This window comes from Acinetobacter sp. AG3 (assembly GCF_022343575.1).
Classification (GTDB): Bacteria; Pseudomonadota; Gammaproteobacteria; order Pseudomonadales; family Moraxellaceae; genus Acinetobacter; species Acinetobacter guillouiae.
In genome coordinates this window covers 1,325,524-1,340,283 of record NZ_JAKQZD010000001.1, presented here as the reverse complement: position 1 = coordinate 1,340,283, position 14,760 = coordinate 1,325,524, and the positions used below count along the sequence as shown (strand labels likewise).

Annotated in this window: 14 protein-coding genes; 5 read left to right on the top strand and 9 right to left on the bottom strand. The window is 37.7% G+C overall.

Going from position 1 to position 14,760, the window contains the following annotated elements; all coding sequences use genetic code 11:
• The first annotated feature begins 71 nt into the window (after positions 1–71).
• Both L3V46_RS06170 and L3V46_RS06165 read left to right on the top strand, forming a co-directional pair.
• Positions 72–872, top strand: coding sequence for an enoyl-CoA hydratase (locus L3V46_RS06170; protein WP_004717217.1), 801 nt, complete (start codon positions 72–74; stop codon positions 870–872).
• 98 nt (positions 873–970) lie between these two features.
• Entirely contained in the window at positions 971–1,729 is a 759-nt protein-coding gene (locus L3V46_RS06165; RefSeq protein WP_004717220.1) for a nitroreductase family protein, read from the top strand.
• Between the two features lie 56 nt (positions 1,730–1,785).
• Here the strand turns inward: L3V46_RS06165 and L3V46_RS06160 are convergent, their stop codons facing one another.
• From L3V46_RS06160 to L3V46_RS06135, 6 genes are all read right to left on the bottom strand, one after another.
• On the bottom strand, positions 1,786–2,100 hold the full coding sequence (locus L3V46_RS06160; protein ID WP_239045206.1) for an NGG1p interacting factor NIF3: 315 nt from the start codon (positions 2,098–2,100) through the stop codon (positions 1,786–1,788).
• 195 nt (positions 2,101–2,295) lie between these two features.
• The gene (gene gyrA, locus L3V46_RS06155) at positions 2,296–5,319 is read right to left on the bottom strand and encodes a DNA gyrase subunit A (RefSeq protein WP_239045205.1); all 3,024 of its coding nucleotides are present in this window, start codon (positions 5,317–5,319) and stop codon (positions 2,296–2,298) included.
• Positions 5,320–5,841: 522 nt separating this feature from the next.
• Entirely contained in the window at positions 5,842–6,660 is an 819-nt protein-coding gene (locus tag L3V46_RS06150; protein WP_239045204.1) for a zinc ribbon domain-containing protein, read from the bottom strand.
• Positions 6,661–7,395: 735 nt separating this feature from the next.
• Positions 7,396–8,328, bottom strand: a complete 933-nt coding sequence (locus tag L3V46_RS06145) for an FAD-binding protein (RefSeq protein ID WP_004717227.1) — start codon at positions 8,326–8,328, stop codon at positions 7,396–7,398.
• Positions 8,329–8,345: 17 nt separating this feature from the next.
• Positions 8,346–9,098, bottom strand: a complete 753-nt coding sequence (locus L3V46_RS06140) for an electron transfer flavoprotein subunit beta/FixA family protein (protein WP_004823176.1) — start codon at positions 9,096–9,098, stop codon at positions 8,346–8,348.
• A gap of 483 nt (positions 9,099–9,581) precedes the next feature.
• Positions 9,582–10,187, bottom strand: a complete 606-nt coding sequence (locus L3V46_RS06135) for a LysE family translocator (protein WP_056518144.1) — start codon at positions 10,185–10,187, stop codon at positions 9,582–9,584.
• A gap of 116 nt (positions 10,188–10,303) precedes the next feature.
• On the opposite strand from L3V46_RS06135, the gene L3V46_RS06130 reads away from it, so the two are divergent.
• From L3V46_RS06130 to L3V46_RS06120, 3 genes are all read left to right on the top strand, one after another.
• Positions 10,304–10,798 (top strand): Lrp/AsnC family transcriptional regulator, encoded by a 495-nt coding sequence (locus L3V46_RS06130; RefSeq protein WP_004717233.1) that lies wholly within the window; start codon positions 10,304–10,306, stop codon positions 10,796–10,798.
• A gap of 24 nt (positions 10,799–10,822) precedes the next feature.
• The gene (locus L3V46_RS06125; protein ID WP_239045203.1) at positions 10,823–11,377 is read left to right on the top strand and encodes a GNAT family N-acetyltransferase; all 555 of its coding nucleotides are present in this window, start codon (positions 10,823–10,825) and stop codon (positions 11,375–11,377) included.
• Between the two features lie 153 nt (positions 11,378–11,530).
• Positions 11,531–12,082 carry a GNAT family N-acetyltransferase gene (locus tag L3V46_RS06120; protein ID WP_239045202.1) on the top strand — a complete coding sequence of 184 codons (552 nt, stop codon included), beginning with the start codon at positions 11,531–11,533 and terminating at the stop codon, positions 12,080–12,082.
• 1 nt (position 12,083) lies between these two features.
• Here the strand turns inward: L3V46_RS06120 and L3V46_RS06115 are convergent, their stop codons facing one another.
• The 3 genes from L3V46_RS06115 to L3V46_RS06105 form a co-directional block, all read right to left on the bottom strand.
• Positions 12,084–12,455: a hypothetical protein gene (locus L3V46_RS06115; RefSeq protein ID WP_004717237.1), complete on the bottom strand. Its 372-nt coding sequence runs from the start codon at positions 12,453–12,455 to the stop codon at positions 12,084–12,086.
• Positions 12,456–12,684: 229 nt separating this feature from the next.
• Positions 12,685–13,584 carry a tyrosine recombinase XerC gene (locus L3V46_RS06110; protein ID WP_239046755.1) on the bottom strand — a complete coding sequence of 300 codons (900 nt, stop codon included), beginning with the start codon at positions 13,582–13,584 and terminating at the stop codon, positions 12,685–12,687.
• 80 nt (positions 13,585–13,664) lie between these two features.
• On the bottom strand, positions 13,665–14,624 hold the full coding sequence (locus tag L3V46_RS06105; RefSeq protein WP_239045201.1) for a M28 family peptidase: 960 nt from the start codon (positions 14,622–14,624) through the stop codon (positions 13,665–13,667).
• Positions 14,625–14,760: the final 136 nt, after the last annotated feature.

Here is a 14,760-nt window from a genome sequence, read left to right as displayed (position 1 = left end):
CAACAGAATTTCAAATATGCGACATAATGAGGGCATAAAATCCAATTAAATTTTAAAGCAAGGATAGTACGATGACACTTAGTTGTATTCAACAGCCACATCAACATTTAAACGCAAATTTAGAGAATGGTGTACTGACTTTAGCAATTAATCGACCAGAAGCAAAAAATGCACTGTATGGTGAATTGTATCTATGGATTGCAAAAGCCTTAGATGAAGCTGATCAAGATCGTGATGTTCGTGTGGTGATCTTACGTGGTGCAGATGCTGACTTTAGTGCGGGTAATGATATGAAAGACTTTATGGCTTTCATTCAACAACCACTTGAAGGTAAAGAAGGTGATGGCCCTCCATTTGTATTATTAAAATCTGCTGCACGTTTATCTAAACCATTGATCTGTGCAGTCCGTGGTGTGGCGATTGGGATCGGAGTAACAGTACTTTTACATGCTGACCTCGTTTATGCAGACAATACTGCCCTATTCCAAATTCCATTTGTTAGCTTGGGACTTTCTCCAGAGGGTGCTTCAAGCAAACTCTTAATTCAACAAGCGGGATATCATAAAGCAGCTGAATTGCTGTTAACTGCACAAAAATTTAACAGTGAAAAAGCACTCAATGCTGGCTTAATCAATAGTATTGAAGACGATGTATATGGTCACGCTTTGCATCAAGCACAAACCCTTGCAGCACTTCCATTGGCTTCAATCAAACAAACCAAAGCGTTAATGAAGCATAATCTTGAAGAGATTATTCAATGCGTGGATGATGAAGCGGTGATCTTTATGCAACGCGTTAAATCACCTGAAATGGCTGAAGCCGTTGCTGCATTTATGCAAAAGCGTAAGCCAAACTTCTCGCAATTTAATTAATTGAGTGAATCTGAGCAAAGCCACTGCATGACTAATATTCAGTGGCTTTGCTCATTTTGAATCCAATAAAACTGTTCATTTAATTATGGGTAAAGATCATGTCACAAGATACAACGACCAAGAAGCGCTATTACGAACCCGCTCCACAAGATATCGATATTGAAAATTTCCGTAAAGTCATAGAAAGTCGTCGCTCAGTCCGTAAATACACTGAAAAGCAAATTCCTGCCGATGTTTTAGATGCTTGTTTAGATTTGGCTTTATTGGCACCAAACTCATCAAATCTTCAGCCTTGGACGTTCTATGTGGTTCAGTCTCAAGCGAAAAAGAAACAATTAGTCAAAGCTTGTTTAAGCCAATTATCAGCAAAAACAGCTGCAGAACTGATTGTATGTGTGGCACGTATTGACCGCATTGATGAAATGGCAAAAAACAATTTAACCCATTTCCCCATGCCTGAAGCGCCAAGAGCGGTAAAACAATATTATAAATTTATCGCATATAACTATAAAACTGGTTATCTGAATGCTTTAGGTAACTTTAAAAAAGTGGCTTTTAAAGTTGCACGCACTTTAGATAAACAACTCCCTGTTACTGCGTTTAACCCAGCTGATGCAAAGCTTTGGGCCAGTAAAACGACAGCCTTGGCTTGTGAAAACTTGGTATTGGCTCTACGTGCTTATGGTTTTGACAGTTGCATGATGGAAGGTTTTGATGAACCCTTAGTTCGCAAGATCCTTAATCTAGGTGATAAAGAATTTCCAGTCATGGTGATTAGTGCCGGTGAACGTGCTGAAGATGGCGTATTCTTCCCACAATACCGTTTTGATCGTGATTTGTTTATTCAAAAAGTTTAATTTTAGCTTATAAATTCCTCCTCTCTATTCAGAAGAGGGTTGAGATTTTTAAACTATTATTCAATATCAATGATTTGAATAAACTCAAAAGCAGGTTCTTCATAGGGATGACTTGCTTTTAAAGCGATTGCCACTTGTTTGGCCTTGTGCTCAGGAACGATGGTTTCCACTCGCCATTCTGGCAATTGCTCTAAATGATCTAACTCACCAATAAATGGCTTTGCAGCGCTTAACGGTTTAAATTGCCCTGTTCCTAACACTTGCCAAGCGCAATGTTCATAATCACCAATACCACCCGCTCCTGCTTGAAAAATTGCAAGTTTGGTAGCTTCAAGGTGTGATTCTGGAACATAGTAGATCAGTTTAAGCATATTATTTTATATTCAAAAACTCGATTATAGCTTTGTTCATATTTACTTTTACTTATTTTTTATTTGGTTTTCGTTAGAAAAAAGCTATGTATCGTTAGCTCAATTCATAAGATTTAAACAGAACTGTAGATTTTATAAGCTTGATCAGAATACAAAAAAAAGAGCGCCTAAGCGCTCTTCTTATTTCTCTATAAATTACTCGTCAGATTCAGTATTATCAGACTCAGTTTCACCTTCATCCATAATAGTTTCATCATCAACTAATTTTTCAGAATCAATTAAATTCTCTGAATCTAAAGCAGTCTCGCCTTCGATCGCGTCTAACTGATCGATAATCTCATCATCAGCTTCGACAGCTTCAACTGCAACCACACCGACCAAGACTTCTTCATTACCTAAGCGGATCAAACGGACACCTTGGGCATTACGACCTGTTCGCGCTACTTCAGAAGCACGAGTACGAACCAGTGTTCCACCATCAGAAATCAACATCAATTCTTTAGATTCATCGATGGCAACAGCGCCCACTAACTCACCATTACGTTCAGATGTTTTAATGGCAATAACACCTTTACCACCACGTTTTTTAGTTGGGAAGTCATCTACTGGTGTACGTTTACCATAACCATTTGCAGAAGCACATAATACTTCACCAGTTTCTGGTACAACAACTAACGAAACGATTCGGCTAACCACATTGGTATTTGAATCTGCAGCATCTTCATCATCTGAATCTACATCAACTTCAACATCTTCATCTGTTTGTGCCGCAGCCAATGCCACACGCATACCACGAACACCTTTCGCAGTACGACCCATCACACGAGCATCAGTTTCAGAGAAACGGATTGCTTTACCTTCATTTGAGAACAACATGATTTGCTGTTCACCATCAGTAATTGCAACACCAATTAAAGTATCTTCTTCTTTCAACTCAATCGCACGTAAACCATTCGAACGAACATTACCAAACTGCTCTAATTCAACACGTTTTACTGTACCTGATGCTGTTGCCATAAATACATAGAAGTTTTTACGCACACTTTCTACACGTTCAGCAAATTCAGCAATTAATTCATCATCAAGATCAGAAGCAGAAAGCTCAATACCAATTTCTTTGAGTTGCTTACGTAAAGCATCTGATAAGTCATCTGGATTTTCACCAAGCTCTGCAAACGCAGCTTTTAGTGCTTCGTAATGTGAGTCGATAATTGTGTTTTCACGCAGTTGAGCAACGTTGGCACGGACAAAAGTTCTAAACTCAGTTAAACGCTCAGTAAATTTCTTCGGAGCATCGATTACAGGAAGAATCGCTGTAATGGTCTCTTCTGCATCCAGTGGTAATAAGTTCACCATTGGGCGGCCTTTTGCACCACGTGACGCTTGAGGTACTTCAAATACTCTTAAGCGATAAACTTTACCTACATTGGTAAAGCATAATACAGTTGCATGGTTCGATGTCACGATTAAATGTTGAATATAATCGTCTTCTTTCATCGATGTTGCAGATTTACCACGTCCACCACGGCGCTGCGCAGCATAATCAGACAATGGTTGTGTTTTTGCATAACCTGTTTTTGAAACAGTTAAAACAACTTGCTCTTCTGGAATCAAATCTTCACGAGAGAAATCAATACGTGATTCAACAATGTCCGTTTTACGTGCATCGCCATATTGTTGAAGAACCAATGCAAGCTCTTCACGAATCACATTCATCAAAAGATTGAAGTCATTTAAAATTGCTGTAAGCTCAGCAATTTGAGCTAAAATTTCAGAATATTCAGCTTGTAACTTATCTTGTTCAAGACCGGTTAAACGATGTAAACGTAATTCTAAAATCGCACCAACCTGAGCTGGAGATAAACGATAAAGCTGACCATCCAAACCAAATGGACGACTTGGATCTTCGCCTTCAATCTCATCTGGACGAACTGAAATTGCACCCGCTTTTTCTAGCAATGCAACAACATTTCCACCCGCCCATTCACCAGCAAGTAAACGCTCACGTGCTTCAGCTGGATTCGCAGAAGTCTTGATGGTTTCGATGATTTCATCAATATTGGCTAAAGCAACAGTCAAACCTTCTAAGATATGACCACGCTCACGCGCTTTCCGTAATTCAAACATGGTACGGCGTGTCACTACTTCTTGACGGTGACGAATAAATGCCGCAATGATGTCTTTTAAATTCATCAGTTTAGGTTGGCCATTGTCTAGGCAAACCATGTTGATACTGAATGAATTTTCAAGTTGAGTATTTAAAAATAAGTTATTGACAATAACTTCAGCGTTTTCACCACGCTTTAAGTCAATTGCAATACGCATCCCATCTTTATCAGATTCGTCTCGAAGTTCTGAAATACCTTCAAGTTTTTTCTCTTTGACCAATTCAGCAATACGTTCAATGGTTCTTGCTTTATTGACCTGATAAGGAATTTCAGTGAAAACAATCGTCGTACGACCAGTTTTTTGGTCTTCTTCAAAATGGTATTTACCACGAATATGCAAACGACCTTTACCTGTACGGTAAGCATCTACAATTCCTGATTTACCATAGATAATGCCGCCTGTAGGGAAATCTGGACCAGAAATATATTCCATCAATCCTTCAATTGAGATGTTCGGATTATTTGCATAAGCCAAACATGCATTAACTACTTCTGTCATGTTGTGTGGCGCCATGTTGGTCGCCATACCGACAGCAATACCTGTCACACCATTGATCAATAAGTTAGGAATACGTGTTGGCATAACCTGAGGAATACGCTCAGAGCCATCGTAGTTATCTTCCCACTCGACTGTATCTTTTTCTAAGTCAGCCAACATTTCATGGGTGAGCTTACGCATACGGACTTCGGTATAACGCATTGCTGCTGCGCTGTCACCATCGACAGAACCAAAGTTACCCTGACCATCAACCAATTGATAACGTAGACTAAAATCTTGAGCCATACGAACAATTGTTTCATAAACAGCTGAATCACCATGTGGGTGATATTTACCGATTACGTCACCAACAACACGTGCAGATTTTTTATAGGCTTTGTTATAGTCGTTGCCTAACTCGTGCATAGCGAACAGCACACGACGATGAACAGGTTTTAAACCATCTCTCACGTCTGGTAATGCACGAGATACAATAACACTCATGGCATAATCGAGATATGAGCTTTTTAGTTCATCCTCAATGGCAATCGGTCTAATTTCCGATACGCTCATGCATACTCCTTATTACAAACAGTGCAAGCAGCAACTGCTCATTTATATAATCTAGCTAGTCAAAATTTAGCTCAAAAAGCGTTGAGCCAAAATCTAAAATTCAGTCGCACAGTATAGCATAAAACCAAGTGATTTTGTGCCTATCCGACCACACTATAATCATGATTTTTTGTAGTATTTTTAAACAATTTTAACGATTTATTGACAATAAAAAACCGCCTGATAGGGCGCTCAATTAAGTATCGCTAAATTTATAAATGATTGGGTATTTTTATCTCAAAACCTGACCTATTTTTATCTATCCAATCATACTCAATGGTGTGCTTCATTCACTATTTTTGCGATGTTTATCAGTAAAAAATCAATCACATCAAACAGGTTTGTATCGGATCGATTAAAACAACTCAAACATGAAAATTGCCATATATAGATATGGCAAAAAATATGAGCAAAGTGATACTAAGTCCAACTCCACTGATCAGAAAAATCTAAACACTTCCAAATATAGAGTGTTGTGAATTTCTATAATTTATATGGATCTGCCTGAAGCAATTCACAGTGTTGCAGCAAATCATCACTGATTGCTACGCGATAACACTGCCAATCACGAATTTGATTATTTTCAAGCTGTGGAACCATATATATTCGACTTGCAGGCGCATCAGTGAATTTACCCACTAAAATCCCTTGCTGTGTAATTTCAATTTGATCAAAAATAAAATCACTAAACTGGGTCTGTTCAAACTTTTCAATATCTTTTAGGCTCGTCGCAAAACGATGCTTGGCATCATAATACTGTGCTAAGCGTGCTTGATAAGCTTGCATATCAAAATAACGTGCTTGGTATTCATTAGACACCACCTCTTCGCTTGCGGGTAGTGCTTCATCTGTTGTCGCGGCCTCATCTTGATTGGATGACCCAATAACAGACATTACGATAGGAATAACCACACTTGAAATAACCCCAAGCACTGCGGGACCAAACATAAATACAGCTAAAAGTATCCAGACAATTTTAAAATTTTTCTTTTTAGGCTGATTTTGAGACTCTCTTTGTGTATTTGCGACTCTCTGCTGCCATGATTCAAGTAACGCACTCGCCTTATCTCCTACAGAAGCATGCTGATTGCTCTCGGTTTCATTGTTCGGCGGAGTCTGACGATGTTTTATATTATGCGTGGGATTTGACTGCTCTTGCTTATTTTCACGGCGTACAGAAAATTCAACATTGCTATTGCCTGTTAAATTGTTGGTCTGTTTAACCTGTTTTAAACGAGTACCACAAACACCACATTTCATGGCTTCATTGATATTCTCAGCGTAACATTTAGGACACTTCATATTTATAGCTATTCTAGGTGAGATGATAAGGAATTGAGCAATAATGGAAAAGCGCAAGGATTTAAAACGACAGAATCAGCCAGTCTAACGCGCCAACAAGTATAGAATTAAAAGAATGGTCAAGAGACACTACAGGATTAAATACAATGTTGTGCCTGTAACAGCTGATTTACACTGGAATTTTCTGTATGTCGCCAGTATACGATGGAAAATTTAATTGTGTTTATGCTTTGATCTTATCGGGTTTAAAATTGGACTTCAAGGTATTTATCCACTGATTCTCTCTTGTTCTTTTCGCCAAAGCATTGATCTCGTTACATCAATTACTTATTGATAAAATAATCACTCAAGATACAGCATCTTAAACATAAAAATTAAGATCAGAAAAAATGAAAATAGCATTTTTGATCACTATTTTTATTTTATGACAGCTTATGTTTAAAACCACTTTTATAAATCAAAAAACATCGTGTAGCGCGAATCATATGAATTTTGCAAGGTTCCTTATCCCTATGAGAAAAAATGACAATAAAGGAACTTTTAAGTTGATTTAGACTATAAAAAGGACTGATGAGAGAAGCTACTCAGAGTTTCTTTATTCGAATAGAGAATAACCCACCATCACGACTTTATTTATCCGTGCACACCATCCATCTATTTATTCAATAAATTTCTAAAATAAAAAAACGCACTTAGGAAATCCTAAGCGCGTTTTTTTGAAACTTAATTCGAGAATTAAAGTTTAGAAACTAATTCTGGAACAACAGTATTCAAATCACCAACTAACCAGTAGTCAGCTACAGCATTGATTGGTGCTTCTTCATCTTTGTTGATTGCAACAATCACTTTAGAATCTTTCATACCTGCCAAATGCTGGATCGCACCAGAAATACCTACAGCGATGTAGAGATCAGGCGCAACGATTTTACCAGTTTGACCAACTTGCATATCGTTAGGAACGAAGCCAGCATCAACCGCAGCACGTGAAGCACCTTGAGCAGCACTAAGCTTGTCAGCAAGAGGATCAAGTACTTTATGATAGTTCTCACCAGAACCAACACCACGACCACCCGATACAACGATACGCGCAGCAGTTAATTCAGGACGTTCTGATTTCACAATTTCTTCAGAAATGAACTTAGAAATACCTGCATCACCTGTAGAAGCCGCTGATTCAACTGCAGCAGAACCGCCTTCAGCAGCAACAGGATCAAAAGCTGTACCACGTACAGTTGCAAGAACAATTGCTTCGTCAGATTGAACTGTAGCAATGGCATTACCTGCATAAATTGGACGTTTGAAAGTTTTAGGACCTTCAACAGCAATGATGTCAGTAATCATGCTTGAGTCTAAAAGTGCAGCAGCGCGTGGCAAAATGTTCTTACCTGTTGTTGTTGAAGCAGCAAGGATATGTGAATAACCTTTACCTAATTCAGCAACAAGTTTCGCTACATTTTCAGCCAATTGGTTTGCATAAGCTGCATCATCAGCAAGCAAAACTTTGCTTACACCAGCAACTTTCGCAGCAGCATCTGCAACTGCTTGAGCACCAGAACCTGCAACCAATACAGTGATATCACCACCGATTTTTTGAGCCGCAGCAACAACGTTTAAAGTTGCACCGTTAAGTGTCTTATTGTCGTGCTCAGCGATAACTAAAATACTCATGATTTTATCCTTCTGTATTAGATCACTTTCGCTTCATTTTTAAGTTTTTCAACAAGCTCGTCTACAGACTTCACTTGTACACCAGCTTTACGCTCTGCAGGTGGTTCAACTTTAACTGTTTTAAGTTTAGAAGTTGCTGTAACACCGAAATCTGCAGGAGTTTTCGTATCAAGTGGCTTTTTACGTGCTTTCATAATGTTTGGAAGCGCAGCATAACGTGGCTCATTCAAACGTAAGTCAGTAGTGATGATCGCTGGAGTATTTAACTCAACAGTTTGTAAACCACCATCAACTTCACGAGTTACTTGAACTTTATCGCCATTTACTGTTACTACAGAAGCAAATGTACCTTGACCAGCGCCAAGTAAAGCACCCAACATCTGACCAACTTGGTTAGAGTCGTCATCAATTGCTTGCTTACCTAAAAGCACAAGTTGTGGTTGTTCTTGTTCAACAACAGCTTTTAGGATTTTAGCAACTTCTAAAGCGCCAAGTTGACTGTCATCAGCCTCAACTAAAATACCGCGGTCTGCACCAAGCGCCATAGCAGAACGAATTTGTTCTTGCGCTTCTTTTGGTCCAATAGAAACAACAACGATTTCTGAAACTGTTCCTTTTTCTTTTAAGCGAACCGCTTCTTCAACTGCGATTTCATCGAATGGGTTAATTGACATTTTAACGTTAGTAAGGTCTACCCCACTATTGTCCGGTTTAACGCGAACTTTAACGTTGGCATCAACCACACGTTTTACAGCAACAAGAGCCTTCATGTAATCCTCGGCTGTTTTAGCAAAAGTAAATGTTAAGAAGAGTTATAATAACGCTTCATTTAAAATTATTTAGGTGTCCTATCTTGCAATGTGATTGGCATTTCGGTCAAGTCACAATTCGCAAAACTACTGTAAAAAGTCATAAAAAAGCTTGAACGTACAGTTCACATTTTTTCTAAATAATTTAACTTAGACACGTAAGGCTACTATTTCGACAATATTTATATATTGATAAATAACATTATTTGTATTGATTCTGTATAAATAATCAAAAGAATTAAGATAAATTATCAATCAATCAAAGGGATGACACTAGCCTTTCATCGATACTGCTACGCTCTGTCATTTTAGACAGATTCAGCAATTTTTCTAAGTATGTTTATTGATTAAATTTGTGAACTTTTTGGCATTAAACTTGTAACAAAATACTAAATATGCAAAAACGGGCTTCTTTTCAGAATCACCCGTTTGTTTCTGCTTGGATTAATTTGCCAATAACCATGCAGCTGCAATGGTCAACAAAGTCCCTGAACCACCATCAATCCATTTTTGCTTACGTTCATTGATGTGCTGCTCTTTGGTCAATTGAGCAATCAAAAGGCTCAAACCACAATACACCAAGAATATCAAAGCAATAAAAATTGCTGACAAGGCTAAGCCTTGAAACACAGTGTTGCCTGATTTATCGATAAATTGTGGCAAAATCGCAAAATAGATCAACATGCCTTTTGGATTCAACAATGCCGTAACAAAGCCTTTGCGGATAGGATTTGAAACTGCTTTCTGCTCAATACGTAATGTCTTTTGGCTAAATACTGATTTAATCAAATGAAATGCCAAATACAATAAATAGGCGATCCCCAAATATCGAATCGTCTCAAACAATACTGGGAATGAAACAATAATTGCGGCAATGCCAAGCGCAACCAAAATCGAATGAACCAGATAGCCAGAACAAATACCGATTGTCGCCATCATGCCTGCTTTCGCATCTTTACCTATCACTTGTGACAGGATAAATAACATATCTGGTCCTGGTGTGAAAATTAACGGAAGTACCGTTAAGGCAAAAAGTACAAATACAGACATCTCTTTTCCCTTTCTGAAGTTTGACTACGAGAAGAAAACAGTATCTTTTAAAATGCTTAAAATAGGATTTCAAATATTCTATAATGATGATTATTTTTCAAATTAAATTCTAATTTATGAAAATTTCATCTAAGACTATTCTAATCAAGCTAGACCGTATTGATAAAAATATCATTCGTGCTTTACAAGCCAATGGTCGAATCCAAAATAATGATCTGGCTCGTGAGATTGGGCTCTCGCCTTCATCATGCCTAAGACGAGTTCGACTCTTAGAAGAAGCCAAAGTTATCCAAAACTATACAACAGTGGTGGATCCACAAAAAATTGGCTTTCAATTGATGCTATTCTCAAGAATCTGGTTGTTAGGGCAAGATGCTGAAACCATTGATACCTTTATTGAAGCAATGAAAGAACTGCCTCAGGTCATGGAGTGTTATATTATTCTGGGTGAATGTGATGCGATGTTAAAAGTGGTGGTCCCTGATTTAGAAAGCTATCGTAAATTTCAGTCGACACATTTGACCAAAAAGAATGGTATTACCAGTGTAAAAACGGATGTCCCAAGTCAAATTATTAAACAAAGCTTTCAGCTACCTCTTGAAGATCTGTAATTCAAAAATACGTATTAGGTGAATATGAAAACATTTAATCGCCCTGTTCGATTAGAAACACCCAGACTTATGCTTAGACAATGGCAAGCTCGTGATTTTGAAGCTTTTGCAGATTTAAATGCTGATCCAGAGGTTATGCGGTATTTTCCAGCGACCTTGTCAAAAAATGAAAGTGACCTTTTGGCACATCGATTTCAAGACTCAATTACCGAATGTGGTTGGGGATTTTGGGCGGTTGAGTTAAAAGAAAATCAGCAATTTATCGGTTTTGTGGGTCTAGCCAATCAAGCGGAAAGATATGCTTTCTCTCCTTGTGTTGAAATTGGTTGGCGATTTGCACAACAATATTGGCATCAGGGCTATGCAACAGAAGCAGCTCAGCAATGTTTGGTATTTGCATTTGAAAAATTAGCTTTAGAACAAGTTGTTTCTTTCACATCTGTACTGAATCAAGCTTCGGAAAAAGTGATGCAACGACTTGGTATGGATTATGTTGAAAACTTTATGCATCCCGCTTTAGACAAAAACCATGCTTTGGCTGAACATGTACTTTATCGTATACAAAATCCAAAGCTGTAACGCTGGTCAATATGCGGGTTATCTTGGGCGATGCAAAATTTTATATCGTAAAACAAAGATCTGCATATCGAACCAAATATGACTGAGGCAATGCGTTAACAATTATCGCCCTTTTCTATCTAAGCAGTGCTTTGATCAGGATGTTTAATAAAAATGATTTATGAATTATGTACAGATCGTCTTTTACTTCGACAATGGCAAGCTTCTGATTACGAAGCATTTGCAAAAATCACAGCAAACCCTGAAGTGATGCAATTTTTCCCCAAAATTTTAAATCGTGAGCAAAGTGACGAACTGGCAAATCAGATTAAATATTTAATCGAAATCAAAGGCTGGGGACTTTGGGCCGTTGAATTGATTGAAACCCAAGAGTTTATTGGGTGTGTTGGACTACATCAACAACCCTCAAAATTTGAATTTTCACCATGTATAGAAATTGGCTGGCGACTTGATCCAAAATTTTGGAATAAAGGCTATGCAACTGAGGCAGCTCAAGCATGTCTAAGATTTGCATTTGAAGAACTGAATTTTCAAGAGATTGTTGCATTTACAGCTAAACATAATCTTGCTTCGCAAAATGTCATGAAAAAAATTGGAATGAGCTTTTCTCATAACTTTCTACATCCTGATTTTGATGAGCACCATCCACTACATGAAGAGAAGCTCTATCGAATTCAAAAACAAGATTTTCAATTTGAGTATTGAACTATTTCGCCATGCTTGCTAAAAAATCACGATGAATATGGCTTAAATCAATCAAATCTTGATTTTTGAGCTCCAGCACTTGCCAAATCTCAATAAAGTCTTCTTTTAAGTCAATATGATTAGACACTGTTTGAGCCGCTTGCCATTGTTGGTCTGATATCCATAAATAGGTCTGATTGGTTGCGGTATTTACAGCTTGAACTTTACCCTCAGCATTGATACCCAATACTTTTCCTTCTTGCGGTAAGGTTGCCTCAATTTTGGGGAGGCTAAATTCTACAAAATGTTTAATTTGACGTAAGCCATAGCCCTTAAAAATTTCTTTTTGAGCGTCAGTCAGTTGCTTATATTTTTGTTCAAGTTCAGGGATCATTGAAAGACCTAATTTTTTTGCAAAATTGAATCAATAGAAATGTATTGAATAAATACCAAACCTAGATATACATGAGAGCATTTTTAAAAACAATTATCTATTCGACTTTTTTCTGTGCTAAATGTGTTTAAGCACTGTGCATTTTATTAAAAAACCAACAGTACTTCTCAACAGGTCTATTCGCTACAAAATACAAAAATCAACGCTTAATAAAGCCTTATATTCAAGGTCAATTTTTTATTTTCGATGCAGCAGCTCTTGGATGCGCTTGATCATAAACTTGTGCCAGATGATCAAAATCGACGTGGGTATAAATCTGTGTAGTGGTTAAATTGCTATGCCCTAACATTTCTTGCACTGCACGCAGATCTCCACTATTGGACAACATATGACTGGCAAAGCAGTGACGTAATAAATGTGGGTGTAAATCAACATTTACCCCTGCACGTAGTGCTTGGTATTTGACTCGATTTTCAATCTGACGTGGGCTAATACTTGTGCCGCGTTGAGTAATAAATACTAAAGATTCAGGGCTAAATTCCCCCTTCCAGATTCGATAGATTTTTAACCATTCAATCAGACTCTCTCTCGCTTTAGAGCCGAAAGGTACAATTCGAGTCTTATTCCCCTTACCCGTGATACGCAATAAATGACGGGGAAAATCAATATCTCGTATGGTTAAACTTTGCACTTCCGCCAAGCGTAAGCCACTGGAATAGAGCAACTCGAGAATAGCCTTATCTCGTAACCACAATTGCTTCTCGATTGGCTTTTCAGGTTCGGGCTGATCCATGATTTGATTAACCGTTTCAATATCGATCATCCCCGGTAATGGTCGAGCTTGCCGCTTTATCTGAAAATCATCCGCTGCATTGATTTCTAAATAACCACCTTGTTTGGCCCACTTCATAAACTGACGAATTGAAGTTAGATGCCGTTGTAAACTACTGGTCGAAAGCTGATCTTTTTCAACACGATAAGCCACATATTCTCTTAAATCTGCAGCTTCGACTTGTTTTAACTCAATCTGCTTGTCATAACAAAAATCAATAAAGTTGGATACATCTCGAAAATAAGCATCTAAGGTATGTACCGATTGATTCTGTATTTTCCGATCCTTAATCCACATCGAGAGCAATTGCATTGCACCGTATTGCATAAGCTCTCCTTTGATCAAAATAGCAAATAATATAACCAGATTGAAAAATATCAGTCTTGTAAAACTGTATACACCACGCCATTGATGACTTCTGCCATCTTATTTAAATTGAGTTTTTCAACAGTATCCTCTTGGGTATGATAATGCTTATTTCTAAAAAAAGCCGTATCTGTGATCATAATAGCAGGGATATCGAAGCGCCAATAATTCAAATGATCTGAGAAATCCACGCCGTGTACAAATGATGGCGCTATCAATCTTTGACAATCAAGGCGTTTTAACGCTTTCATGGCATCACAATATTTTTCGCTCAAACCACGTGAAGTGAAATTACTCACTGCGCCAATAAAATTCCCATGTTTGGGATAAAACAAAGCTAATCCCGATGGATAATCCTGAACATTTTTATGGTCAAAATATCCAATCATTTCCAAAATATACACCGCTTGAATTTGATCTTTTTGTTTTAAAATGGATTGTGCATGAATATAACTCCCCATATGTTCAGTACGGAAATATGGAGGTTCTTCCAAAGTATAAAAGACAAAATCAACATTCTGTTTAAGACTGGCTTTATTGGCTGCTAAAATTCGTGCGATCTCTATTAGCCCCACCACACCAGAAGCATTATCATCAGCACCTTTGAAATTTCCATAAACATCATAATGTGCACCAACAATCACTTTTTTGGCATGACCCATTTGTAAGTGACAGATTACATTTCGATAGGTTTTGCCTTTGACTTGATAAGGCTGGTATTCACAAGGAATCGCAAACTGTTCAAGTTGTTGTTTAATGAATGCCGCAACTCGATCGAGCTCTTGAATATTTTGATAATTTCGAAACGCTTGTGGGTGAATCACTTGTTGTAAATAACTGTTTAAACGATCAGGTTCAGCTTGCTGATCATAGCGTTGTTCTGCAGCGACACTCCCTGTTGAAAGCCCACAGCTGAGCAATATAATGAAAAGATAGTTTAAATTTAAAAAATTTGGATAAGCTATTTGCATGTATAAATCCAATTTAAAAGCGTGTTGGTATAGCTATAATTTAAAAAAACAGCAATTAGACATTCAGTTCTTGTTGTACGCCTGAGAATAACCAATATCACGCTATAATGATGCAATTACCACGTTAGAAATTGTT

Bases quoted from the DNA above. Each gene is read 5' to 3' on its own strand.
- L3V46_RS06115 (WP_004717237.1), bottom strand. From the start codon at position 12,455: ATGATCCCTGAACTTGAACAAAAATATAAGCAACTGACTGACGCTCAA.
- L3V46_RS06165 (WP_004717220.1), top strand. From the start codon at position 971: ATGTCACAAGATACAACGACCAAGAAGCGCTATTACGAACCCGCTCCA.
- L3V46_RS06170 (WP_004717217.1), top strand. From the start codon at position 72: ATGACACTTAGTTGTATTCAACAGCCACATCAACATTTAAACGCAAAT.
- L3V46_RS06130 (WP_004717233.1), top strand. From the start codon at position 10,304: ATGAAAATTTCATCTAAGACTATTCTAATCAAGCTAGACCGTATTGAT.
- gyrA (WP_239045205.1), bottom strand. From the start codon at position 5,319: ATGAGCGTATCGGAAATTAGACCGATTGCCATTGAGGATGAACTAAAA.
- L3V46_RS06105 (WP_239045201.1), bottom strand. From the start codon at position 14,624: ATGCAAATAGCTTATCCAAATTTTTTAAATTTAAACTATCTTTTCATT.
- L3V46_RS06110 (WP_239046755.1), bottom strand. From the start codon at position 13,584: ATGTGGATTAAGGATCGGAAAATACAGAATCAATCGGTACATACCTTA.
- L3V46_RS06125 (WP_239045203.1), top strand. From the start codon at position 10,823: ATGAAAACATTTAATCGCCCTGTTCGATTAGAAACACCCAGACTTATG.
- L3V46_RS06150 (WP_239045204.1), bottom strand. From the start codon at position 6,660: ATGAAGTGTCCTAAATGTTACGCTGAGAATATCAATGAAGCCATGAAA.
- L3V46_RS06140 (WP_004823176.1), bottom strand. From the start codon at position 9,098: ATGAAGGCTCTTGTTGCTGTAAAACGTGTGGTTGATGCCAACGTTAAA.
- L3V46_RS06160 (WP_239045206.1), bottom strand. From the start codon at position 2,100: ATGCTTAAACTGATCTACTATGTTCCAGAATCACACCTTGAAGCTACC.
- L3V46_RS06120 (WP_239045202.1), top strand. From the start codon at position 11,531: ATGATTTATGAATTATGTACAGATCGTCTTTTACTTCGACAATGGCAA.
- L3V46_RS06135 (WP_056518144.1), bottom strand. From the start codon at position 10,187: ATGTCTGTATTTGTACTTTTTGCCTTAACGGTACTTCCGTTAATTTTC.
- L3V46_RS06145 (WP_004717227.1), bottom strand. From the start codon at position 8,328: ATGAGTATTTTAGTTATCGCTGAGCACGACAATAAGACACTTAACGGT.